Source organism: Saccharopolyspora griseoalba (assembly GCF_042665275.1).
Classification (GTDB): Bacteria; Actinomycetota; Actinomycetes; order Mycobacteriales; family Pseudonocardiaceae; genus Saccharopolyspora; species Saccharopolyspora griseoalba.
The window spans coordinates 237,251-260,274 of the sequence record NZ_JBHTCJ010000001.1; the positions used below are offsets into that span (position 1 = coordinate 237,251).

At 71.7% G+C, this 23,024-nt stretch carries 21 protein-coding genes; 11 read left to right on the plus strand and 10 right to left on the minus strand.

What is annotated here, in order from left to right:
* Window positions 1-21: 21 nt before the first annotated feature.
* On the minus strand, window positions 22-1,089 hold the full coding sequence (locus tag ACFQRI_RS01125) for a tryptophan dimethylallyltransferase family protein (RefSeq protein ID WP_380663103.1): 1,068 nt from the start codon (window positions 1,087-1,089) through the stop codon (window positions 22-24).
* Between the two features lie 637 nt (window positions 1,090-1,726).
* On the opposite strand from ACFQRI_RS01125, the gene ACFQRI_RS01130 reads away from it, so the two are divergent.
* Window positions 1,727-2,419, plus strand: coding sequence for a hypothetical protein (locus ACFQRI_RS01130; protein WP_380663106.1), 693 nt, complete (start codon window positions 1,727-1,729; stop codon window positions 2,417-2,419).
* Window positions 2,420-2,489: 70 nt separating this feature from the next.
* On the opposite strand, the gene ACFQRI_RS01135 is transcribed toward ACFQRI_RS01130, so the two are convergent.
* The 3 genes from ACFQRI_RS01135 to ACFQRI_RS01145 form a co-directional block, all read right to left on the minus strand.
* Complete coding sequence (locus ACFQRI_RS01135) at window positions 2,490-2,660, minus strand: hypothetical protein (RefSeq protein ID WP_380663108.1); 171 nt, start codon at window positions 2,658-2,660, stop codon at window positions 2,490-2,492.
* Between the two features lie 169 nt (window positions 2,661-2,829).
* Entirely contained in the window at window positions 2,830-4,206 is a 1,377-nt protein-coding gene (locus ACFQRI_RS01140; protein WP_380663111.1) for an MFS transporter, read from the minus strand.
* Window positions 4,207-4,268: 62 nt separating this feature from the next.
* Window positions 4,269-4,919, minus strand: coding sequence for a TetR/AcrR family transcriptional regulator (locus tag ACFQRI_RS01145; RefSeq protein WP_380663114.1), 651 nt, complete (start codon window positions 4,917-4,919; stop codon window positions 4,269-4,271).
* A 113-nt stretch (window positions 4,920-5,032) separates the two neighbouring features.
* Between ACFQRI_RS01145 and ACFQRI_RS01150 the strand changes: the two genes are divergently transcribed.
* The 3 genes from ACFQRI_RS01150 (at window position 5,033) to ACFQRI_RS01160 (ending at window position 10,021) form a co-directional block, all read left to right on the plus strand.
* Window positions 5,033-5,899 (plus strand): shikimate dehydrogenase, encoded by an 867-nt coding sequence (locus ACFQRI_RS01150; protein ID WP_380663117.1) that lies wholly within the window; start codon window positions 5,033-5,035, stop codon window positions 5,897-5,899.
* Window positions 5,886-7,745, plus strand: a complete 1,860-nt coding sequence (locus ACFQRI_RS01155; RefSeq protein WP_380663120.1) for a bifunctional sugar phosphate isomerase/epimerase/4-hydroxyphenylpyruvate dioxygenase family protein — start codon at window positions 5,886-5,888, stop codon at window positions 7,743-7,745. Before ACFQRI_RS01150 ends, ACFQRI_RS01155 begins: the two co-directional genes overlap by 14 nt.
* Before the next feature lie 125 nt (window positions 7,746-7,870).
* Window positions 7,871-10,021, plus strand: coding sequence for a beta-glucosidase (locus ACFQRI_RS01160; RefSeq protein WP_380663123.1), 2,151 nt, complete (start codon window positions 7,871-7,873; stop codon window positions 10,019-10,021).
* Window positions 10,022-10,047: 26 nt separating this feature from the next.
* Here ACFQRI_RS01160 and ACFQRI_RS01165 read toward each other — a convergent pair whose 3' ends face one another.
* The 3 genes from ACFQRI_RS01165 to ACFQRI_RS01175 all read right to left on the minus strand — a co-directional run bounded on the left by ACFQRI_RS01165 (window position 10,048) and on the right by ACFQRI_RS01175 (window position 13,984).
* The gene (locus tag ACFQRI_RS01165; RefSeq protein WP_380664557.1) at window positions 10,048-10,941 is read right to left on the minus strand and encodes an NAD(P)-dependent oxidoreductase; all 894 of its coding nucleotides are present in this window, start codon (window positions 10,939-10,941) and stop codon (window positions 10,048-10,050) included.
* Window positions 10,942-11,025: 84 nt separating this feature from the next.
* A complete protein-coding gene (locus ACFQRI_RS01170; RefSeq protein WP_380663125.1) occupies window positions 11,026-11,304 on the minus strand; it encodes a DUF3040 domain-containing protein in 279 nt (92 codons plus the stop codon).
* Window positions 11,305-11,494: 190 nt separating this feature from the next.
* Window positions 11,495-13,984 carry an ATP-dependent Clp protease ATP-binding subunit gene (locus tag ACFQRI_RS01175; protein WP_380663128.1) on the minus strand — a complete coding sequence of 830 codons (2,490 nt, stop codon included), beginning with the start codon at window positions 13,982-13,984 and terminating at the stop codon, window positions 11,495-11,497.
* Window positions 13,985-14,195: 211 nt separating this feature from the next.
* Between ACFQRI_RS01175 and ACFQRI_RS01180 the strand changes: the two genes are divergently transcribed.
* The 6 genes from ACFQRI_RS01180 (at window position 14,196) to ACFQRI_RS01205 (ending at window position 20,515) form a co-directional block, all read left to right on the plus strand.
* A complete protein-coding gene (locus ACFQRI_RS01180; protein WP_380663131.1) occupies window positions 14,196-14,822 on the plus strand; it encodes a class I SAM-dependent methyltransferase in 627 nt (208 codons plus the stop codon).
* A 39-nt stretch (window positions 14,823-14,861) separates the two neighbouring features.
* Entirely contained in the window at window positions 14,862-15,365 is a 504-nt protein-coding gene (locus ACFQRI_RS01185; protein ID WP_380663134.1) for an XdhC family protein, read from the plus strand.
* Window positions 15,366-15,467: 102 nt separating this feature from the next.
* Complete coding sequence (locus ACFQRI_RS01190) at window positions 15,468-16,655, plus strand: RtcB family protein (protein ID WP_380663136.1); 1,188 nt, start codon at window positions 15,468-15,470, stop codon at window positions 16,653-16,655.
* Between the two features lie 98 nt (window positions 16,656-16,753).
* Entirely contained in the window at window positions 16,754-18,286 is a 1,533-nt protein-coding gene (locus ACFQRI_RS01195; RefSeq protein WP_380663139.1) for an AMP-binding protein, read from the plus strand.
* A 112-nt stretch (window positions 18,287-18,398) separates the two neighbouring features.
* Window positions 18,399-19,217 carry an Abi-alpha family protein gene (locus ACFQRI_RS01200; protein ID WP_380663142.1) on the plus strand — a complete coding sequence of 273 codons (819 nt, stop codon included), beginning with the start codon at window positions 18,399-18,401 and terminating at the stop codon, window positions 19,215-19,217.
* A 62-nt stretch (window positions 19,218-19,279) separates the two neighbouring features.
* The gene (locus ACFQRI_RS01205) at window positions 19,280-20,515 is read left to right on the plus strand and encodes a DUF445 domain-containing protein (protein ID WP_380663144.1); all 1,236 of its coding nucleotides are present in this window, start codon (window positions 19,280-19,282) and stop codon (window positions 20,513-20,515) included.
* Between the two features lie 41 nt (window positions 20,516-20,556).
* Here the strand turns inward: ACFQRI_RS01205 and ACFQRI_RS01210 are convergent, their stop codons facing one another.
* Both ACFQRI_RS01210 and ACFQRI_RS01215 read right to left on the minus strand, forming a co-directional pair.
* Window positions 20,557-21,138 carry an acyltransferase gene (locus ACFQRI_RS01210; protein WP_380663146.1) on the minus strand — a complete coding sequence of 194 codons (582 nt, stop codon included), beginning with the start codon at window positions 21,136-21,138 and terminating at the stop codon, window positions 20,557-20,559.
* A 113-nt stretch (window positions 21,139-21,251) separates the two neighbouring features.
* Window positions 21,252-21,473, minus strand: a complete 222-nt coding sequence (locus tag ACFQRI_RS01215; protein WP_380663149.1) for a hypothetical protein — start codon at window positions 21,471-21,473, stop codon at window positions 21,252-21,254.
* 457 nt (window positions 21,474-21,930) lie between these two features.
* Here ACFQRI_RS01215 and ACFQRI_RS01220 point away from each other — a divergent pair, with 457 nt between their 5' ends.
* Window positions 21,931-22,116 carry a DUF4236 domain-containing protein gene (locus ACFQRI_RS01220; RefSeq protein WP_380663152.1) on the plus strand — a complete coding sequence of 62 codons (186 nt, stop codon included), beginning with the start codon at window positions 21,931-21,933 and terminating at the stop codon, window positions 22,114-22,116.
* Between the two features lie 3 nt (window positions 22,117-22,119).
* Here the strand turns inward: ACFQRI_RS01220 and ACFQRI_RS01225 are convergent, their stop codons facing one another.
* Window positions 22,120-22,905, minus strand: a complete 786-nt coding sequence (locus ACFQRI_RS01225) for an SAM-dependent methyltransferase (RefSeq protein ID WP_380663155.1) — start codon at window positions 22,903-22,905, stop codon at window positions 22,120-22,122.
* Between the last annotated feature and the right edge of the window lie 119 nt (window positions 22,906-23,024).

Sequence of the window (23,024 nt, forward strand, 5' to 3'; positions counted from 1 at the left end):
TCCTCGTGTTGGCGGGCGAGCTCAGCCCTGGGGCGTTCCGCCGTAGGCCTCGGAGGAGGCGTAGACGGTGGTACCGGTCTGGTCCGGGCTGAGTCGCAGCGAGACGTGCGCCAGCAGGCCCGCCCCGGCCGACAGGTCGCGGCCGGTGAGCGAGCCGATGATCTCGTCGAGCAGCACCGGGTCGATCCGGTGCTCGCGCAGGTGCCGCCGCACCCGCTCGCGCGCCGCCGAGTCGTCCGGCACGTAGTCGCGCAGCGGCAGGTAGATGCTGTAGTTGCTGGGCTTTTCCCGGTCGCCCTCGATCAGCGAGTAGCTGGACACCAGCGGGCGGCCGGTGAAGCGCCGGGTGCCCGGGGCCAGCAGCTTGCAGAAGTCGCCGACCTGCGCCGGGGAGATCCCCGGGACCGCTCCGGCGGCGCGCATCACGTCCTGCGCGGTGGCGTCGTGCTGGGAGATGTAGAGCTTGACCCGCGACTGCGGGCCGGGATCGAGGTCGAGGGCGAAGAAGGTCAACCGGTCCTGCTCCCGTTGCAGCGCGTGATCGCCGACGGTCAGGAAGGCCTCGGCCAGGCCGAGCCGTTCGAAGGCCTCGCTCACGACCTCGTGCGCCCGCTCCGGGCCGCGCACGTTCGGGTTGAAGTAGACCTTGAACTTCGGCTGGCCGCGGGAGTCGAAGATGAACGAGAACCACCAGGAGAACAGGCCCTGCGGCTCGTCCGGGCTGAACAGGTCGGCAACGGCGCGCAGCTTGTCGAGCTGCAGGTCGTAGCGATCGGCGAGGGAGTCGACCAGATCGCGGGCCGCCCGCAGGTTGTTGGTGGGGGACGGGTGTTCGGGCAGGGTTTCGGCCAGGATGCGCAGGTGGCGCTGGCCGGTGTCGTTGACCTGGACCGAGAACTCCGCGGGGGTCGCGTCGTCGGCCACGTCGGAGGGCCACAGCGGAGGCTGCGCGAGCGGCCGCGCGTCGGCCGCCCCGAGCACTTCGCCGAGTAATCGAACCGGGTCGGATTCGTCGATGCCCACTACCCGGCAGAGGTTGCGCAACTGGTGCTTCGTCAGCTCGCCCAGCGTTCCGCCGGTAGTGCTCATTGGCTCCCGCTCCATGTGTTTTCGAGCTCCGGAGGTTGATCACCGAAAAGTTACGGCGCGTCAGATTATCCACCGGAACGGGGGGACTCCAGAGGCCGCCGGAGTGATCTTGACGGTCATCACAGTGCGTGGCGAAATCCGCTCAACTGTGGGAAAAGAGGCGATGTGCCGGACCGGATGCGGGGCCTCCGCTGATGATCAACTCGGAATTCACCCCCGGGTCCCCATTCCGCAATGAGCCCACAGTGGACTCCAAAAATCGGGCAATTGAAATGCTCCGCGCGGGCGCTTCGGCCTCGCTCCTGGTCAGCGTGGTCGGAGAGGTTTCGGAAGCCGGTGTTGATCAAGGAAGTTCCCGCCCTGAGTATGATCTTGGACCGGTCCCGCGCAGCGCGCCGGCCGGTCGGGGCCTCCTGTCCCGGGCGGTCGCGGCGGTCGCACCGCGCGCGTCGTTGCGGGGGGACGTTCACGGCGATCCGCGCTTGTGTGGTTCCGTCGGGACGTCCAGGTGCGCCTGGCCGTGACGGTGGAGAGTGCCGCGACCTGGCCCGCAGCCGCGAGCCGGGAGCCGCGGGGCTGCGGGGGTCGCTCCGGTAGACTCCTGCGGCCGGGCGCTGAGTGAAGTTGGAGAGTCTCGATGGCACGTGACGCGGACCACGACGGTTCCGCCGGGGTCTCCGCGATCCTGAGCCGGATCGACCCCTTCGCGTGGGTTCCGGTGGCGGCGATGCTGGTTCTGGCGCTGGCCGCCTGGCTGATCCTGGGCGTGCCGCTGCTCGGGCTGATGCTGCTGATCATGGCGCTGGTGATCTTCGGGTTCGACCTGTGGATCAACAGCCGCAGGAAGGGCGCCGCCGCGCGCCGCGGTGGTGCCCGGATCCCCAGGCGCCCGCGCCGGCGTGATCCGGACGAGGACGAGTTCGAGCGTGCCTTCGCCCACCCGGACGATCAGCCGCGCAGGCCCGAACCGCAGCGGCAGCAGCCAGCCCCTCCGGGACGCGCGCAGCCCGAGGGCGCGACCCAAGCCCGCCCGGCGCCTCCGGGGCGTGGTTCCGCGCAGGGCCGTCCCGAGCGTCCCGCCCCCGACCGCCAGGGCCCGCCGCCCGGTGCCGGCCGACCGGGGCAGCAGGCCCCTGGTGGCCGTCCGGCCCCGAACCAGGGCCGGCAGGCGCCGCCTCCGGGGCGCGGTGGTGCTCCGGGCAGGCCGAACCCCAACGGTGCCCCGCCGCCTCCGCCGGGCGGGGGTCGCCCGCAGCCCCCGGGACGCGGTGGCCCGCCCGCGGGCGGACGTCCCCCGCAGCGGCCCGCGCCACCCGGCCGGGGCTACTGAGCAGAAACGCCCGCCCACCTGCGGTTCGCGCAGGTGGGCGGGTGTTTTTCGCGGGCTCTGAGCGGGCTCGTCAGGCGGGTGCGCCGGCCGGGGCCTTCGGGCGGGGCTCGCCGAGCTGCTCGGTGGGCACGCGGTGGGTTTCCCGGCCGCCGCCGTCGACTCCGGTGCCGATCGCCTCGGCGAGGCTGGGGGAGAAGCCGGCCAGCGCCACAACGGGATCTCGCCGCAGAAGGCAGGCCATGTCCCGCTCGTGGCGCCGGGGACCACGCCGAACAGCAGGATCTCGGTCGTGAGGCGGACGTCCTCCGCAGCGGCCGCGCCGCCCGGCTGGGGCTACTGAGCAGAAACGCCCGCCCACCTGCGGTTCGCGCAGGTGGGCGGGTGTTTTTCGCGGGCTCTGAGCGGGCTCGTCAGGCGGGTGCGCCGGCCGGGGCCTTCGGGCGGGGCTCGCCGAGCTGCTCGGTGGGCACGCGGTGGGTTTCCCGGCCGCTGGCCACGGCCACGACGTTGAGCAGGCACAGGCCCGCGGTGAACGCCGCGACGGCGATCCAGCCGTTGACCCCGGTGCCGATGGCTTCGGCGATGCTGGGGGAGAACCCGGCCAGCGCGAACCCGATCTGGGTACCGATGGCCATGCCGGACAGCCGCACCGTCGCCGGGAACATCTCTCCGTAGAAGGCCGGCCAGATCCCGTTGGTGGCGCTGTAGACCACGCCGAACAGCAGGATCCCGGTCGTGAAGATCAGCGGCCAGTTGCCCAGCGACAACGACCACAGGTAGGCGAACATCAGCACCGCGCAGCCCAGCGAGCCGCCGATGAACACCGGCTTGCGGCCGATGCGGTCGGCCAGCACGGCCCACAGCGGGATGGCGGCCAGCGCGACGACGTTGGCCAGCACGCCCACCCACAGCACCGGGGTCTTGGCCAGTCCGACCGTGTTCACCGCGTAGCTGAGCGCGTAGACGGTGAAGATCGTGCTGACCGCGGAGATCACCGAGGCCACGACCACCCGCAGCACGCTCGCCCAGTGGTCCCGGAACAGCGCGGTGAGCGGGGTCTTGGGCTGCTTGCCCTCGGCGGCCTCCTGCACGAACACCGGCGTCTCGTCCAGCGTGCGGCGGATCACCAGCCCGACGATGACCACGATGCCGCTGAGCCAGAACGGAACCCGCCAGCCCCAGGTGATCAGCTGGTCCTCGGGAAGCGCGGCCACCGGCAGGAACACCGCGGTGGCCAGGATCTGCCCGGCCTGGGTCCCGCTGAGGGTGAAGCTGGTGTAGTACGCGCGGCGCCGCTGCGGCGCGTGCTCCAAGGACATCGAGTTCGCCCCGGCCTGCTCGCCGGCGGCCGAGAAGCCCTGCAGCAGGCGCAGTCCGACCAGCATGGCCGGTGCGGCGATCCCGATCTGCTGGTAGGTCGGCAGGCAGCCGACCAGCACCGTCGAGACGCCCATCAGCAGCACGGTGAACACCAGGACCCGCTTGCGGCCGAAGGCGTCGCCGACGTGGCCCAGCACGAAGGCGCCGATCGGCCGGGCCAGGTAGCCGACCCCGAAGGAGGCCAGCGACAGCAGGGTGCCGGTGGCCGGGTCGGAGGTGGGGAAGAAGATCTTGTTGAACACCAGCGCCGCGGCGGTGCCGTAGATGAAGAAGTCGTAGTACTCGAGGGCACTACCGATCCACGCGGCGATCGCGGCCCGGCGGGGCTTGCCCTGCGTGGCACGTGGGTGGTCCGTCACTGCTCGCTCCAGAGTCCGTGCACCGTTGCGCGGTGGCTTATGAACCATCTAGTTAGTTCCCAAGACTGTGAAGCGCATCCGCTGGGGTGTCAATACCGGACTCCGCGGGTTTATCGCGCCGTGAGGAAGTCCAGCACGAGGTCGGCCAGCATCCGCCGGTAGTGCTCGCGCCTGGCCGGGTCGAGCATGTCGCGCTGGAAGATGGCCTGGAAGGTGTGGCGGTTGGCGGTGCGGAACACGCAGAAGGAGCTGATCACCATGTGCACGTCGAGCGCGTCGACGTCGGTGCGGAACAGCCCGGACTCCCGGCCGCGCTCGAGGATCGCGCCGAGCACGTCGACCGTGGGCGCGGCGAGCCGGGGCAGCAGCTCCGAGCGGGTCAGGTGCTCGGCCCGGTGGATGTTCTCGATGCTGACCAGGCGCAGGAAGTCCGGGTGCGACTCGTGGTGGTCGAAGGTCAGCTCGGCCACCTTCCGGATCGCTTCGGCGGGGTCGAGCTGGTCGATGTCGACCTCGCTCTCCAGGCCGCGGATGACCGAGTAGGCGTTCTCCAGCGCGGCCAGGTAGAGCTGCTCCTTGCCGCCGAAGTAGTAGTAGATCATCCGCTTGGTGGTGCTGGTGCGGTCGGCGATCTCATCGACCCGCGCACCGGTGTAGCCCTTGTCGGCGAACTCGGCGGTGGCCACTTCGAGGATCTCCGCGCGGGTCTTCTCCGCGTCCCGGTGCCGGATCTCGCGGGGCTCGGACGATGGTGCGGGCACTGAACTCCCCTGCGGTCGTTGCACGTCAACGACACTCTAGTGCACGGGTCCTTCACGCAGCGGCGCCGTCGTCGTAGTATGAATTAACTAGTTCGTTAATTGGAGGGTGCGAAGTGCGCGACGGCTTGCTGGTCGGGCTCATCGGGTCCGGGATCGGTCCCTCGCTGAGTCCTGCGTTGCACGAGCGGGAGGCCGCCGAGCTGGGGTTGCCCCACCGCTACCTGCGGTGGGACCTCGACGAGCTGGCCGCTGCGCCCGAGGCCGTCGGCGAGCTGCTGGTGCGCGCTCGCGCCGAGGGGTACCGAGGGCTCAACATCACGCACCCGTGCAAGCGGCTGGTGCTGGACCACCTCGACGAGGTCGACCCGGACGCCGGCGCGCTCGGCGCGGTCAACACGGTGGTGTTCGACGGGTCCCGCGCGATCGGGCACAACACCGACCACTCGGGGTTCGCCCGCAGCTTCCGGCGCGGCCTGCCCGGCGCGGCGCTGACCCGGGTGGTGCTGCTCGGGGCCGGGGGAGCCGGGGCCGCGGTCGCGCACGCGCTGCTGGGGCTGGGCGCGGCAGCCCTCCGGGTGATCGACGCCGAGCCGGACCGCGCGGACGAGCTGGCCGCCGCGCTCCGCGGGCGCTTCGGCGACCGCGCCGAGGCCGGGGGCGACCTGGAGTCGGAGCTGGCCGCCGCCGACGGTCTGGTGCACGCGACGCCGACCGGCATGGCCGCCCACCCCGGGCTGCCGGTGCCGGCGTCGTCGCTGAGCCCGCGGCTGTGGGTGGCCGACGTGGTCTACCGGCCGCTGCGCACCGAGCTCGTCACCGCCGCGCGCGAGCGCGGCTGCCGGGTGCTCGACGGCGGCGGCATGGCGGTCTTCCAGGCCGTCGACTCGTTCCGGCTGTTCACCGGGGTGGAGCCGGATGCCGAGCGGATGCTGCGGCACTTCGCCGAACTGGAGCGGGAGGAAGCGCATGTCGGAGGGTGAACCGCGACGGTCGATCGCCACGGTCTGCCTGTCGGGCACGCTGGAGGACAAGCTGGCCGCGGCCGCGGCTGCGGGGTTCGACGGCGTGGAGATCTTCGAGAACGACCTGGTCGCCTCGGCGCACTCGCCGGCCGAGATCGGCGCGCGCTGCCGGGAGCTGGGCCTGGGCGTCGACCTCTACCAGCCGTTCCGCGACTTCGAAGCCGTGCCGCCCGCGCGGCTGGCCGACAACCTGCGGCGCGCCGAGCGCAAGTTCGACGTGATGGAGCAGCTGGGCTGCGACCTGGTGCTGGTGTGCTCGACGGTCTCCCCGGAGGCCGTCGACGACGACGAGCTGGCCGCCGCGCAGCTGCGCGAGCTCGCGGACCGCGCGGCCGCGCGCGGGATGCGGGTGGCCTACGAGGCGCTGGCCTGGGGCCGGTTCGTCAACACCTACGAGCACTCCTGGCGGATCGTGCGCCGCGCCGACCACCCGGCGCTGGGGGTGTGCCTGGACAGCTTCCACGTGCTCTCGCGCGGCGGCGACCCGGCGCTGATCCGCACCATCCCCGGGGAGAAGCTGTTCTTCCTGCAGCTGGCCGACGCGCCTCGGCTGGACATGGACGTCCTGCAGTGGAGCAGGCACCACCGGCTGTTCCCCGGTCAGGGATCGTTCGACCTGAAGACCTTCGCGGGCAACGTCCTGGAGGCCGGCTACCGGGGGCCGCTGTCGTTGGAGGTCTTCAACGACGTCTTCCGGCAGGCCGACCCGGGCCCGGCAGCCGTGGACGCGATGCGCTCGCTGCGCCTGCTCGAGGACCAGCTCGGCTACCCGGTGGCCGAGCCCGCCCCGGCGCTGTCCGGCTACGCCTTCACCGAGCTCGCCGCCGACGCCACGACCGCGCGCGATCTCACCGCCGCTCTTGCGCACCTGGGCTTCGCGCACACCGGTGACCACCGCAGCAAGCCGGTGCAGCGCTGGACCAACGGCAGCACCCACCTGCTGGTCAACACGAATTCCCCTGCCAAGCGCACCGCCGAAGGGGAGGCCGATCCGGGCGCCGATCGGGGTCGGGCGGCGATCGGAGCGCTGGCCGTGGAGAGCGGGGACCCGCTGCGGTCCGCGCGGCGCGCCGAGGCGATGCGGTCGCCGATCCTGGCTCGCGAGCGCGGGCCCGAGGAGGCCGGGTTGGCCGCGGTGGCCGCTCCGGACGGGACCGACGTGTTCTTCTGCGACAGCGGCGCGCGGGACGGCTGGCGGTCGGACTTCCGGGACACCGGTGAGCCGAGCGCTTCCCGGCTGGCCATCACCGGGATCGACCACGTGTCGCTGACGCAGCCGTTCGACCACTTCGACGAGGCCGCGCTGTTCTACCGCTCGGTGCTCGGCCTCGAACCCGAGGAGGTCACCGAGTACGCCGCTCCGTTCGGCATGGTCCGCAACCGCGGCATGCTCGACGCCGCGGGTTCGGTGCGCATCGCGCTCAACGGCACCCTGGTGCGCCGGGGGCAGTGGGCACCGGCCGTGCGCGACCCGCAGCACGTGGCCTTCGCCTGCGCCGATGTGCTGGAGGCGGCGACCGCGCTGCGCGCCGACGGGGCACCGGTGCTGCGCATCCCGGACAACTACTACGACGACCTCGACGCCCGGTTCGGCCTGGACCCCGAGCTGCTGGGGCAGCTGCGGGCGCACTCGGTGCTCTACGACCGCGACGCGCGCGGCGAGTTCCTGCACGTGTTCACCGAGCTCTTCGGCGACCGGGTGTTCTTCGAGCTGGTCCAGCGCATCGGCGGTTACGCCGGGTACGGCGTGGCCAACGCCCCGGTCCGGATGGCGGCCCACCGGAGGCAGCGCGCGGCCTCCTGAGCGACCGCGGCGCCGTGCGGTGAACGGATCTCGACGATGCGTGCGAATGGACGATGACTCGCCGGTAACTCGCCGCGCACCCTAAAAGGTGAAGATTCATTCACGTCGAGAGGGGTGCTGCCCGGATGCAGCCGGTCAATCGTCGGACCTTCATCACCGCCGCGGCGGGTGTGGCGGGGATGGCCGCGGCGCCGACCGCCGGTGCGGGCCCCGCGCCGGGGCGGTGCGGGGAGCACCCCTGGTGCGACACCGGGCTCTCGCCCGACGAGCGGGCCGAGATGGTGCTGCGCGCGATGACCCCCGACGAGAAGATCTCCCTGCTCGGCGGCGACGACCTCTGGGGCGCCACGGGTTCCGGGCACACCGGAACCGGGCACGGCATCGAGCGCCTCGGCGTCCCACCGGTGTACTACGGAGACGGGCCGGTGGGCGCGCGGCAGGGCGAGGGGACCTCGATGCCCGCGGGCACCTCGCTGGCCGCCGCGTTCGACCCCGAGCTGGCGCGCGAGTACGGCAGGACCGTCGCCAACGAGATCCGCTGCAAGGGCAACGACGTCCTGTTCGGTCCGACCGTGGACGTGCTGCGCATCCCGATGTCCGGACGAGCCTTCGAGGGCTTCGGCGAGGACCCCTACCTGACCAGCAGGCTCACCGTCGGCTGGTCGGAGGGCGCGCGCTCCGAGGGCGTGGTCGTGTGCGTCAAGCACTTCGCCGCCTACACCCAGGAGGGCGTCCTCGGGCTCGTCGGCGGCCGGACGCTGTACAACGCGGTGGTCGACGACCGGACCATGCGCGAGATCTACCTGCCGCCGTTCGAAGCCGCGGTGCGGGAGGCCCGGGTCGGCGCGGTGATGGGCTCCTACAACCGCGTCGCCGGCCAGTACGCCTGCGAGAACCAAGCGCTGCTCAACGACCTGCTCAAGGGCGAGTGGGGTTTCGACGGCTACACCATCGCCGACTACGGCGCGATGCACGACACCGGTGCGGCGCTGAGCAACGGCATGGACTTCGAGCCCTGGCCGGCCCTGGTCTACTCGCCGACCGCGATCCGCGCCGCGCTGGCCGGTGGTGCGGCCTCCACGGCCGACGTGGACGACCACGCCCGGCGGATCCTGCGCACCATGTTCGCCCACGGCATCTTCGACCGGCCGGCCTTCCCGAACGACGACGGCCAGATCGACAAGCGCGGCCACCTCGAAGTCGCCACCGAGGTGGCCGAGCAGGGCACCACGCTGCTGCGCAACGACGGGATGCTGCCGCTGGACGCGGGCGAGCTGCGCGGCAGGACCATCGCGGTCATCGGGCGCGCCGCCGACGAGTTCGTGCAGGGCGGCGGCTCGTCGTCGACGACGCCGTTCAGCTACGTCAGCCCGCTGCAGGGGCTGCGCGAGCGCGGCGCGCGGGAGGGCATCCGGATCACGCACGAGCCGGGCAAGACACCGCGGGCCGCCGCCGAAGCCGCCCGGGAGGCCGACGTGGTGGTGGTGATCGCCTCGGACCTGATGTCGGAGTTCCTGGACAAGCCCGACCTGGACCTCGACTCCGGCATCGCGGGCTTCCCGCCCTTCCAGGTGGGCGACCCGTTCGCCGACCAGGACGCGGTGATCGAAGCGGTCCTGGAGGCCAACCCGAACACCGCCGTGGTGCTGGAGACCGGCGGTCCGGTGCGGATGCCGTGGCGCGAGCGCACCCGCGCGCTGCTGGAGTCCTGGTACCCGGGCGCCGGTGCGGGCACCGCGCTGGCCAGGGTGCTGTTCGGCGACGTCGACCCCGGTGGCCGCCTGCCGGTGACCTTCCCGGTCGACGAGCAGGACCTCCCGACCGCGGGAGATCCGTCCCGCTACCCCGGCGAGGGGCCCGACGTGCACTTCGACGAGGGCGTCTTCGTCGGCTACCGGCACTACGACACCAACGACGTCGCGCCGGCGTTCCCGTTCGGGCACGGCCTGTCGTACACGACCTTCGGCTACCACGGCCTGCGCGTCGGCGAGCGGGAGGTGAGCGCGACGGTGACCAACACCGGGCAGCGCACCGGCTACGCCGTCCCGCAGCTCTACCTCGGCCTGCCGGCGGTGGTGCCGCAGCCGCCGCGCCAGCTCAAGGGCTTCCGCAAGGTCGAGCTGCGGCCCGGCGAGTCGGCGACGGTCGTCTTCGAGCTGACCGAGCGGGACCTGTCCTACTGGGACGACGGCTGGCAGGTCGCGCCGGGCGAGTACCGGGTCTTCGTCGGGGAGTCGTCGAGGGACATCCGCCTGGAAGGGACGTTCGCGGTCTGAGTGAGGCGTCCCCGAGCGGGAACTCCTCAGGGCCGCGAGGCGTAGTACACCGCCGCCATGTCCTCGTCGCCGTGTCCCGCGTGGAGCGCTCGGGCGAAGCGCTCGCGGACCGCTTCGGTGAGGTCCAGGCGGACGCGGGAGCTGGCGGCCTGGGCGATGAGGCCGGCGTCCTTGGCCGCGCCGCTGAGCGCGAACGACGGCGTGAAGTCGCCGGAGAGGATCGCCGCGCCCTTCACGTGGGCGTAGGCGGAGTCGGTGGCCGTGCCCTCGATGGCGCTCAGGAAGTCCTTCGGATCCACGCCCAGGTCCTCGGCCAGGCTGAACGACTCGGCCACCGCGTTGGTCAGCGTGAGGACCCAGTTGTTGGCCACCAGCTTCAACCGGGTGCCCGCGGCCTGCTCCGCGTCCTCACCGACCCACAGCGTCTTGGACCCCACCGCGTCGAACAGCGGTTGCACCCGGTCGCGCACCTGCGGTGGGCCCGCCGCCAGCACCACCAGCCCGGCGTTCTCCGCCGGCGCCTTGGTGCCCAGCACGGGGGCGTCGACCACCGGGACGTCCCCGGCCGCGGCGCAGACCTGCGAGGTGCCCGGCAGGCCGATCGTGCCCATCTGCACCCACACGGCGCCCGGGTTCAGCGCCGCGACGGCCTCCGCGCCCGCGGTCGCCGTGGATTCGGCGTCGTGCAGCATCGTGACCAGCACGTCGGCGCCGCGGGCGCCCTCGGTGGGGGAGTCGGCCACCACCGCGCCGTGCTCGACGAGCGGAGCGGCCCTGCTGCGCGTGCGGTTCCACGCCCGCACCTCGAAACCCGCGGTGCGCAGGTTGCGCGCCATCGGCAGCCCCATCGTGCCGGTGCCCAGGAAGGCCACAGTGGTCATCGAAGACTCCCAACTCGGAAACGAAGATCCGCCCGAGATTCTCCTCGCGGGCGGGGGAGTCGACCACGCGACTCGTCCCCGGTGTGTCGGAGCACATCGGGGAGCGGGTCAGCCGGAGGTGGATCAGTCAGCGCGGAGCTGCACGGTGTTGGCGAGCAGCAGCAGCCCGGCCGTGACGACCGCGGTGACCACCGCGCCGCCCTCGCCCAGGAACAGGCAGGCCACCGCCAGAACACCGGAGACCGCCGCCAGCAGCGTCCGCACCGAGAGCCGAGCACGCAGATACCCCACCGTGCTGGTCTGGTTCATCTTGCGCGCGAGCCGGGGATCGTCATCAGCCAGTTGCTGTTCGATCTCCTGCAGGCGGCGCCGTTCTTCCCTGGGGAGCATGGCCACCTCCACCGGGTCGTACCGCCTCGTTGAACAAGTATTGCAACGTTGACACCTGGTGTGAAGGGTCCAACCGGGGCCGGTGCGCGGCAAGCCGGGAGCCGGATCGAACCAGGTCAGCGCCTTGGAATGGAAGAAGACCGTCGAGTAGCGCGAAACGGGCGGGCACCCGGGTGGGTGCCCGCCCCTTCGCTCGGAGCGGTCAGACCGCGGCCGGGGCGTCCACCCGCAGGTCCAGGGCACCGTCGGCGGTGCCGACCCGCAGCCGGGCGCCCTCGCCGAGCCGGCCGTCGAGGATCAGATCGCTGATCCGGTCGTCGACCTCGCGCTCGATGGCCCGCCGCAGCGGCCGGGCGCCGAACTCGGGCTGGTAGCCGCGCTCGGCGATCCAGGACACGGCGTCGTCGTCGAAGACGACCTCGACGCCCATCTCGCGCAGCCGCTCGGTGGTGCGCTCCAGCAGCATCCGGGTGATGGCGTGCAGCTGCTCGCCGTCCAGCCGCCGGAAGACCACGGTCTCGTTGATCCGGTTGAGGAACTCGGGGCGGAAGGCCTCCTTGAGCTTGGGCATGATCCGCTCCTCCAGGCCCTGCGTCGGGCTGCCCGCGGTGAAGCCGATCCGGCCGCCCGCGCTGGAGACGACCTCCGAACCCAGGTTCGAGGTCATGATCAGCACGGTGTTGCTGAAGTCCACCGTGCGCCCCTGCCCGTCGGTGAGCCTGCCGTCGTCGAGGACCTGCAGCAGCGTGTTGAACACGTCCGGATGAGCCTTCTCGATCTCGTCGAGCAGCACCACCGAGTACGGGTTGCGCCGCACCGACTCGGTCAGCTCACCGGCCTCGCCGTGGCCGACGTAGCCCGGGGGCGCCCCGACCAGCCTGCTGGCGGTGTGCCGCTCCTGGAACTCGCTCATGTCCAGCCGGATCATCCGCTGCTCGTCGCCGAACAGCGATTCCGCCAGGGCCTTGGCCAGCTCGGTCTTGCCGACGCCGGTCGGCCCCAGGAACAGGAAGCTGCCCACCGGCTTGCCCGGCTCGCCCAGACCGCTGCGCGAGCGGCGCACCGCGCGGGACAGCGCCCGCACCGCGTCGTCCTGGCCGATCACCCGCTGGTGCAGCTCGGACTCCAGGTGCTGCAGGCGGGCCTTCTCGGCCTCGGTCAGCCGCGACACCGGGATGCCGGTCGCCCGCGAGATCACCTCGGCGATGTCGGCCGCGGTGACCTGCAGCGAGCCCTCGGCCTCGTCGCCCAGCTCGGCCTGCGCGGCCGAGATCTCGTCGCGCAGCGCCGAGGCGCGCTCGTAGTCCTCCTGGGAGACGGCCTCGTTCTTGAGCTCCTCGAGCCGCTGCACGCGCTCGCGGATCTGCTTGGAGTCCGACGCCCCGGAGTTCAGGCGCTTGCGCGCGCCCGCCTGGTCGATGAGGTCGATGGCCTTGTCCGGCAGGAACCGGTCGTTGACGTACTGATCGGAGAGCTTGGCCGCGGCCTCGACGGCCTCGGCCGTGTAGCGCACGTCGTGGTGCTGCTCGTACTGCCCCTGCAGCCCCTGCAGGATGGTGATGGTGTCGGCCACGCTCGGCTCGGGCACCTGCACCGGTTGGAAGCGGCGTTCCAGCGCCGGGTCCTTCTCGATGTTCTTGCGGTACTCCTCCAGCGTGGTCGCGCCGACCACGTGCAGCTCACCGCGCGCCAGCCGGGGCTTGAGGATGTTGCCCGCGTCCATGGCGCCCTCGGCGCCGCCGGCGCCGACCACCGTGTGCACCTCGTCGATGAACACGATCAGCTCGTCGGTGTGCTCGGCGATCTCGTCGATCACCTTGGTCAGGCGCTCCTCGAAGTCGCCCCGGTAGCGGGTGCCGGCCAGCATGCCGGACAGGTCCAGCTGGACGATCCGCTTGTCGTTGAGCACCGCGGGAACCTCGCCCGAGATCACCCGCTGGGCCAGGCCCTCGACGACGGCGGTCTTGCCGACGCCGGCCTCGCCGATGAGCACCGGGTTGTTCTTGGTGCGCCGGGAGAGGATCTCGACGGTCTGCTCGATCTCGTCGGTGCGGCCGATCACCGGGTCCAGCTTGCCCTCGCGGGCCAGCTCGGTGAGGTCGCGGCCGTAGGTGTCCAGGGTCGGGGTCTCGCTGTCGGCGGAGTCGGCCGCGGCCTGCTGCGCCTGCTGCGGGCGCTGGCTGGCGTCGCGCAGCGCCTCCGGGCCCGCGCCCGCGGAGCCCAGCAGCCGACCGCTGTCGGTCTCGGGGTTGGCCGACAGCGCGAACAGCACGTGCTGCGGGCCGATGTAGGTGGAGCCCAGCGCCCGGGCGATCCGGTGCGCGTCGGCGAGCACGGTGCGCGCGGCGAGCGTCAGCGCCACCGAGTCGTCCCGGCCCTGACCGCCGCTGGAAGCGGGCAGGTTCGACTCGACCTCCTTGCTGAAGGCCTCCGGGTCCACGCCCACCTGCTGCAGCTGGGAGCGGGTCGGGTCCTGCTTGGTCGCCGCCCACAGCAGGTGCAGCGCGTCCAGGCCGTCCTGGCCGCGGTCGCGCGCGAACTGCGCGGCGCCGGCCACGAGCTGCTGGGCCTGCTCGGTCAGCAGCTCGGTGATGTCCACCCGACGCGAGCCGGACGCGGAGTCGTCGGCACCGAAGAAGCGCGCGAAGTACTCGTCGAACGGTCCACCGACCGGTCCGAAGAACGTCGCCATCTCTAACCTCCTCGCGACGGTGTTGCTGTCCATCGCCGCCATCTAGTTGAGCCTGCTGCTATCAACCAACATAAGCGGCATAGCTGTAATTCCCAGCGGATCCGGACGTGGTGCGCATCACCTTCGGGCGGGCCGTCGGCGGGCGTTGACCTCGAGCGCGCTCGAAGTCGCAAGCTGATCGCATCGGTGCTCATCGGAAGGGGCAGCACTCATGGCAACGTCAGTGGAGCGCTCGGTATTCGCGGAGATCTACGCAGGTGGGACGCCACCTTGGGTGATCGGCGAGCCGCAACCCGCGGTGGTCGAGCTGGAGGCGGCGGGGGAGATCAGCGGGGCGGTGCTCGATCCCGGTTGCGGGACCGGCGAGCACACGATCCTGCTGGCCGAGCGGGGGTACGCCGTGCTGGGGCTGGACGCGGTCCCGCGCGCGATCGAACTCGCCGAGGCCAACGCCGCCGAGCGCGGCGTGGAGGCGCGCTTCGAGGTGGGCGACGCGATGGCCCCGCCCGCGGGGCCCTACGACACGGTCGTGGACAGCGCGCTGTTCCACGTCTTCGACGCCGACGACCAGCGGCGCTACGCCCGCGCCCTGCACGGCGCGTGCAAGCGCGGGGCGCGGGTGCACGTGCTCGCGCTGGCCGACGTCGAACCCGCGCTGGGGCCTGTGGTGCCCGAGTCGGCCTTCGCCGCGGCGTTCGCCGAGGGGTGGCGGCTCGAACGGGTCGTGCCGAGCAGCTACCGGGGCGTGGCGCGCGGCGAGCACGCCGAGGCCTTCGGCGTCGGCGAGGGCGAGCTGGTCGACGTCCCCGCCTGGCTGGCCACCGCGACCAGGCTGTAGCCGTTGGGGCGCCGATCGCGCGCGTGGCATGCTGAGCCCATGGCTGAGGATGTTGCGTGCGCGATCGCGCACGGTGATGTCGAGGTTCCGGTGGACAGCGGGGAGAAGGTGCTGGCCGCGGTGTTCGCCTCCCCGGTGGCCGAGCACCTGCTGCGCTACGGCCGCGACCTCGGCTACGCCACGATCCTGATCGACCCGGACGCCCGGCGCGCCGCCGAGCGCGGCGCGGTGACCTCGGTGCCCGAGCTCGGCCCGGGCGTGGACGTGGTGCTCACCGACCACCACCGCGAGGAGCTCGGAACGGTGGTGCGCGACGTCCTGGCCCGCGAGGTCCGCTGGGTCGGCATCATGGGCAACCCCCGCCACGAGGGGCCGCACGTCGCCGCGCTGCGCGCGCTGGAGGTCCCCGAGCGCGACATCGAGCGGGTGCACCGCCCGATCGGCCTGGACATCGGCTCGAAGACGCCGCCGGAGATCGCGATCGCGACGCTGGCCGGGCTCATCGCCGACCGCAACGGCAAATCCGGCGGGTTCTTCGGCTGACCTGGGATCTCACCGCTGGAGCGCGGATAATCCGGTTGCGGGGGCGAGGTTGCTGCGGCCGGCCTCCGCAGGGCGTCGAGCACGAGCGGGTGGAGTGGGGACATGCGCACCGTCGAGGGCGGCCGGGTGCCGATCCGGATGTGGGCCGACCCGGGCTCGATCGAGGCCGACGCGATGGGGCAGCTGCGCAACGCGGCGAACCTGCCGTGGATCCACGGCGTGGCCGTGATGCCCGACGTGCACTACGGCAAGGGCGCGACGGTCGGCAGCGTGCTGGCCATGCGCGAGGCGGTCTCGCCGGCCGCGGTGGGGGTGGACATCGGCTGCGGGATGAGCGCGGTGCGCACCTCGCTGACCGCCGCCGACCTGCCCGAGGACCTGGGGCGGTTGCGGCGCCGGATCGAAGCCGCGGTGCCGGTGGGCTTCGCGATGCACCGCAACCCGGTGGACCCGGAACGAGTGCCCGGGACCGGCGGCTGGGACGCCTTCTGGGCGCGGTTCTCCGAGCTGCACCCCGGTGTCCAACCGCTGCGGGAGCGGGCGCAGCACCAGCTCGGCAGCCTCGGCGGCGGCAACCACTTCATCGAGGTGTGCCTGGAGCGGGGCGGTCCCGACGAGGGGCGGGTGTGGCTGATGCTGCACTCCGGCTCGCGGGGGATCGGCAACGAGCTGGCCAAGCGGCACATCGACCTGGCCCGCGGGCTGCCGCACAACGCCGACCTGCCCGACCCCGACCTCGCGGTGTTCGTGGCCGGAACGCCCGAGATGGTCGCCTACCGGCGCGACCTGTTCTGGGCCCAGGAGTACGCCGCCCGCAACCGGGCGACGATGGTGGCTCTGGTGCGCTCGGCGGTGGCCGAGGAGCTGCCGCAGGCGTCGTTCGAAGAGCCGATCTCGTGCCACCACAACTACGTCGCCGAGGAGACCCACGACGGGCGGGAGCTGCTGGTCACCCGCAAGGGCGCGATCCGCGCTGGCGCGGGGGAGCTGGGCATCATCCCCGGCAGCATGGGCACCGGTTCCTACATCGTGCGCGGCGTGGGGAACCCGGCGTCCTTCGAGTCCGCCTCGCACGGCGCGGGTCGGCGCATGTCGCGCCGCAGGGCGAAGAAGACCTTCACCGCGCGGGACCTGGCCGCCCAGACCGCGGGCGTGGAGTGCCGCAAGGACGCCGCCGTGGTCGACGAGATCCCCTCGGCGTACAAGGACGTCGACGAGGTCGTCCGGGCGCAGTCCGACCTGGTCGAGGTCGTCGCCCACCTCAAGCAGGTCGTCTGCGTGAAGGGCTGAGCCGAGCCGCGGCCCGCCCGGGCGGCGAAATCTCCGGGAGGGCTTGTTCGAGTGGTTAGGCTGCCGGCGACCCAGCGTCGGGTGGACGGAGGCGTGCCTTGAGCGGGATCGCGTTTCGGGAGCTGACACCGGTTTCGTTCCTGGAGCGGGCGGCGGCGGTCTTCGCCGATCGGCCCGCTGTCGTCGACGGCGGCGAGACCTGGACCTACGAGCGGCTGTGGGACCGGGCGCAGCGCCTGGCCGGGCTGCTGCGCGAGCGGGGCGTGCGGCCCGGTGACCGGGTCGCGGTGCTCGCGCCGAACACGCACCTGCTGCTGGAGGCGCACTACGGCGTGCCGCTGGCCGGGGCGGTGCTGGTCGCGCTCAACACGCGTCTGGCGCCCGGCGAGATCGGCTACATCCTCCAGCACAGCGAGGCCGGGCTCGTGCTGGTCGACTCCGAGCACCGCGGGGTGCTCGACGAGGCGATGGCAGCACCCGTCCCGGTGATCGACTCCGTCGAGTACGACGCGCTGGTCGACGGCGCCGAGCCGCACCGCGTGGAGGTCGCCGACGAGCGCTCGCTGCTGTCGATCAACTACACCTCGGGCACCACCGGCAGGCCCAAGGGCGTGATGTACCACCACCGCGGCGCCTACTTGCAGGCGCTGGCGATGGCCTTCCACGCCGAGCTCGACACCGCCGCGCGCTACCTGTGGACGCTGCCGATGTTCCACTGCAACGGCTGGTGCTTCCCCTGGGCGGTCACCGCGGCCGGCGGGGCGCACCACTGCCTGCGCAAGGTCGACCCGGCCGAGATCTGGCGGGCCATCGCCGAGGACGGCATCACGCACTTCTGCGGTGCGCCGACCGTGCTGACCGCGCTCGCCGAGCACCCCGACGCCGCCGACCCGGGCCGCGCGCTGCGGGTGTTCTCCGGCGGCGCGCCCCCGTGGCCCGCGCTGCTCGCGCGCATGGGCGAGCTGGGCATCGACGTGCGGCACCTCTACGGCCTGACCGAGACCTTCGGCCCCGCGGCGGTGTGCGAACCGCAGCCGGAATGGCCCGCCGACCTGCGGCAGCGCGCCAGCCTGATCGCACGTCAGGGCATCGCCAACGTCGTCGCCGAGCCGGTGCGCGTGGTCGACCCGGCGAGCGGCGCGGACGTGCCCGCCGACGCGCGGACCCCCGGCGAGATCCTGCTGCGCGGCAACAACGTGATGCTCGGCTACTACCGGGACGAGCAGGCCACCGAGTCGGCCACCCTCGACGGCTGGTTCCGCACCGGTGACCTCGGCGTGCGCCATCCCGACGGCTACGTGGAGCTGCGCGACCGGATCAAGGACGTGATCATCTCCGGCGGGGAGAACATCACCTCGGTGGAGGTGGAGAACGCGATCACCGCGCACGAGGACGTCCTGGAGGCCGCGGTCGTGGCAGCCCCGCACGACAAGTGGGGCGAGGTGCCGGTCGCCTACGTGGCCCTGCGGGAGTCGGCGTCCCTCGACGAAGCCGAGCTCGTCGCGTTCGTGCGCGAGCGCATCGCGGGGTTCAAGGTGCCCAAGCGGGTCGTGTTCGGCGAGCTGCCCAAGACCTCCACCGGCAAGCTGCAGAAGAACGTCCTCCGCGAGCGCGCCAAGACCGTTCCGTGATGCGAACGGTCTGGTCAGCGGGGCCCTTCTTCGGCGATACTCCGCACACCGCTGATCCGCATCGGGCGAGCCCGGGTCAGCGGGTGGTGGGAAGTCGAGGGGGACCGTTCTCGTGGCAGGGGAGATCGAGCTGAGCGCGGCGGTCGACGCGGAGGAGCAGCACCGGCCCTCCGCGTCGAACATCGTCGGAGGGCTGCTGGGCTGGGCGGCGCGGGCGGGCAAGGACCTGGCCGGCACCGGAATGGGGATCGTGCGCGAGCTCCCCGGCGGTGCCGAGTTGGAGCGCCAGGTGCACGGCGTGGAGAAGGCGGTGGCCTCCGGCGTCCGGCAATGGGTCGACTCGGTCGACGAGCGCGAGCGCAGGCACGAGCAGGCCGACGAGGAACCGGCCGAGCAGACCGCCTCCGACCTCCCGGCCGTCCCGGACACCCTGCGGGAGACGATGTCCGAGCTGCTCTTCCGCTCGGCCACCAGCCGTCGCGAGGACGCCCGGGAATACCTCTACGCGAGCATCCTGCGGCTGATCGTCCCCGACGAGGCCCGCATCCTGGCCGGGTTGAGCGACGGCGCCGCTTACCCGGTGGTGCATGTGGCGGAGCGCTCGGGGATCACCGGCACCAGCCGCTTCGTGCTGCGCAACGGCTCGACCGTCGGCCGCGCCGTCGGCACGGCGCTGCACGAGGAGGTGCCGAACTACCTCGCGCGGCTGCAGACCCTGGGGCTGATCGAGATCGGGGCCGCGCTGGAAGGGCTCGACGACCAGTACGAGATCCTGCAGACCGAATCGCGGGTGCGGGAGGCGTTGCAGAGCGCCAAATCCGCCCGGATCGTCCGGCGCAGCGTCCGGATATCCGACCTGGGCGCTCGGTTCTGGAAGCGGTGCGATCCCGCTGCGCTGCCGGACCCCGGCACCGACATCAACGCTGAGTAGCAGGGGTAGGGTCACGCGGCGTAGGAGCGTTGCCACGGGGGCGATTCGGGGAGGGGACGAGGATGGGAGCGATTCTCCAGGACTTCGGCCAGAACTGGATGCTCTACCTCTCGATTCCGTTCGTGGCGGCGCTCATCGGCTACGTAACCAAGGTCCTGGCCATCAAGATGATGTTCGCCCCGCTGGAGTTCAAGGGCTTCAAGAAGCCCTACCTCGGCTGGCAGGGCGTGGTGCCCAAGCACGCCGCGAAGATGGCTGGGATCGCCTGCGACACCCTGACCCAGCAGCTGCTCAGCCCCAGGGAGGTCATCGAGCGCCTGGACCCGGAACGCCTGGTCGCCGAGGTGGAGGGGCCGCTGCGGCAGACGATCGACGAGATCGTCGAGGAGGTCGCCACCACCTACCAGCCGGGGCTGTGGGAGGCGACGCCGACCTCGGTGCGCCGGGCGATGGTCCGTCGCGTGCAGGACGACGCGCCGCGGATGCTCGCCGACATCCTCGACGAGATCAAGTCCGATGTGGACAACGTCTTCGACCTCAAGACGATGGTCGTGACCTCCCTGGTGCGGGACAAGGAGCTGCTCAACCGGATCTTCCTGGAAGCCGGGGACAAGGAGTTCCAGTTCATCCGGCGTTCCGGTGCGGCGTTCGGCTTCCTCATCGGACTGGTGCAGATGTCCGCCTGGGTGGTGTTCAAGGCGCCGATCCTGATGCCGATGTTCGGCCTGTTCACCGGCTGGTTCACCGACTGGCTCGCGCTGAAGATGATCTTCCGCCCGCTGGAGCCGAAGCGCTACTTCGGCATCGAGTGGCAGGGGCTCTTCCTCAGGCGGCGCAAGGAGGTCGCCGCCGCCTACGCCGAGCTGATCGCCAAGGAGATCGTCACCCCGCGCAACGTCATCGAAGCGGTGCTGCGCGGTCCGCTGTCGGACAAGGTGCTGGCGCTGGTGACCCGCAAGGTCGACGAGGAGCTCACCCGACGAACCAGCATCGCCAAGCCGCTGGTCGTCTTCGCCGTCGGCGGTCGGCGCTACCAGGACCTCAAGCAGCGCATCGCCGAGATGTTGATGACCAAGCTGCCGGACACCATGAGCTACGTGGAGAACTACGCCGCCGACGCCATGGACATCCGCAACACCCTGACCACCCGGATGCGGGAACTCGAACCGGAGGAGTTCGAGGAGCTGCTGCGCCCCGCGTTCCGCCAGGAGGAGTGGCTGCTCATCGCCACCGGCGCCCTGCTCGGCTTCGCGGTCGGCGAGGTGCAGGTGATCGCCCTGGAGCTGCTGTCGACCTAGGAGCCGGTCGAGGAGCGCGCCGCGCCGCGCTCGCCAGCGGCCTACAGGGCCTCGCGCTGGGGCGCGTGCGTGCGGATCACGCGCGCGGGCACGCCGGCGAGCACGCTGTTCGGCGGGTAGATCCCGGCCCGCACCTGCGCGCCGGAGGCGACCATCGAGTTCTCGCCGATGTGCGCCCCGGCGAGGACCACGGCTCCGGTGCTGATCACCGTTCCCGAGCCCACGGTGACGGCCTGCACGTGCAGCGGCCACTGGGCCGCGACCGGGACGTCGGTGAGATCGTGGCGGTGGTGGTGATCGACGATCGTCACGCGGCTGGCGGTCCACACGTCCTCGCCGAGCACCACCGAGTGCATCGCCAGGATCTCGGCGTTGCGACCCAGCACGCAGCGGTCGCCGATCTCGATCATCGGCGCGCCGCTGCCGAGATCCGCCCCGGGCAGCCCGGCGGAGAGCACGGTGTGCTCGTTGACGATGCACCCGGACCCGACCTTGATCCGGTCCAGCCCGGTCAGCGTTCCCTGCGGGAACGCCAGTGCCGAGCCGGGCCCGAACGCGCCGAACCGCCGCCCCTCGTGCGTGTCAGCGGTGATCGCCGCCCCGTCGCGGAGCTTGCGCGCCACGACCCGAGCAACCCGACCGGCCCACCGGTACATCGCCTGACCTCCCTACCCAGCAGTAGGCAAGGTACCGGAACGCCACCCGGCCCCACCCCCTCGGCCCAGGTCCGACGCGTTCACCGCCGGGTGGTGGGCTCCGAGGTGAACAGGTAGTTGCGTCGAGCCGCGTCGACCGCTCCGGTCGGAACCCACTCCTCCTCGTTCCAGGCGCGCATCTCGTAGCCCATTTCCCGCAGCGCGGCGGTGAACTCGTCCGCCGTGGTCGAATATCGCGAGAGGTGCCGATCCTCGATCTCCAGCAGCGGGGTCGGGGTGGCTCGCGGATGTTTTCCCCGCACTGGGCGTGCTAGCTGGTCGCGGGCCGCGAGGGGTTAGCGCGCGCAACGGTCGCGAACGCGGCGACTGCTCCGCGAATTTCCCCTCGGGGGATCGGTTCGTTATTCCAGGACCGCGCATTCATCCCGTTCGGTGCGTGATCGGGCGGAACGGCGGGGACGCCGTTCCGAGGTGTCGCGACCTGGCGGCGTTCCGCTGCGGAACGGCCGGGCGGGTCCGCGTCACGACCTGGAAGGTGCTGCGCGACGCGGAGTTGCGCTCGTTCGGTCGGCCGCGCTCTCGGCGGCGCCGCCGCGCAGTTCGGTCCGCGGCCGCCGACCGAACTGCGCGCGGCACGAGCGATCGCGCGATTGAGCGGATTTCGGGGCCGCGGTCGCGTGCTCTCGGCTCGTGGCGTTCGCGGTGCGAGTTGTGATTGTGTGGTTCTCGTCGGGTCGTTGGAGTCCCTGGAGGTGTCCTTTGGGTTTCGAGCTGCACAAGCGCGTTCGGCTGGGGCCGATCTACCTCGACACGCACAACGGGCGCGTCCGGTCCTGGGGTTTCAAGCTCGGGCGCTTCAGCCGGAACATGACCAGCGGGCGCACCACGATCGACACTCCGGGCCCCGGGCGCTTCAGCTTCGGCGGCAAGCGCCGGCGCCGGTAGAGCTCAGGTCTTGCGGGCGACGATCGCGTACTGGGGGATGTCGCTGGGCTTGCCGCCCGCGATGTCCGGGCGCCAGTCCGGGCAGGAGACCAGCCCGGGTTCCAGGACCTCCAGGTCGAGGTCGGTGACGAAGGCTTCGACGTCCTCGCCGGAGCGAGCCGTGATCGGGGGAGTGGCGTTCTCGTTCCAGAACGCCATGGCCTCGCGGTTGGCCTCGCCGCCGAGCTCGGTGGTCGGGTGGCTGATCGCCACGTAGCTGCCGCTGGGGACCGCCTCGACCAGCGCCTCGACCGTGGCGGCGGCGCGCTCGGTGTCGACGATGAAGTTCAGCACCCCGAGCAGCATGACCCCGACCGGTCGTTCGAAGTCGATCGTGCGCCCGGCCGCCGCGAGGATGTCGGCCGGGTTGTGCGCGTCCGCTTCGATGTAGTCGGTCTTGCCCTCGCGAGTGCTGGTCAGCAGCGCGCGGGCGTGGGTGAGCACCAGCGGGTCGTTGTCCACGTAGACGATCTTTGCCTGCGGGTTGACCTGCTGCGCGACCTGGTGGGTGTTGTCGGCGGTGGGCAGGCCGGTGCCGATGTCCAGGAACTGGTCGATGCCCGCTCCGCCGGCGAGGTGGCGCACCGCGCGCCGCAGGAAGGCGCGATCGGCCTGCGCGACCTCGGCGATCGACGGGAACATGCTGATCACGTGCTCGCCGACCTGGCGGTCCACCGCGTAGTGGTCCTTGCCGTTGAGCCAGTAGTTCCAGACCCGCGCGTTGTGCGCGACCGTCGTGTCGATGCTCATGGATTTCGCTTCCTGCGGTGCGTGGACGTGCGGGTGACCAGTCTAACCGCGGTGATCAACGAGCGAACCCCGTTGCGAGTTGCGCTCGCGGGGGAGCCGATCGGTCAGGTCGTCGACGC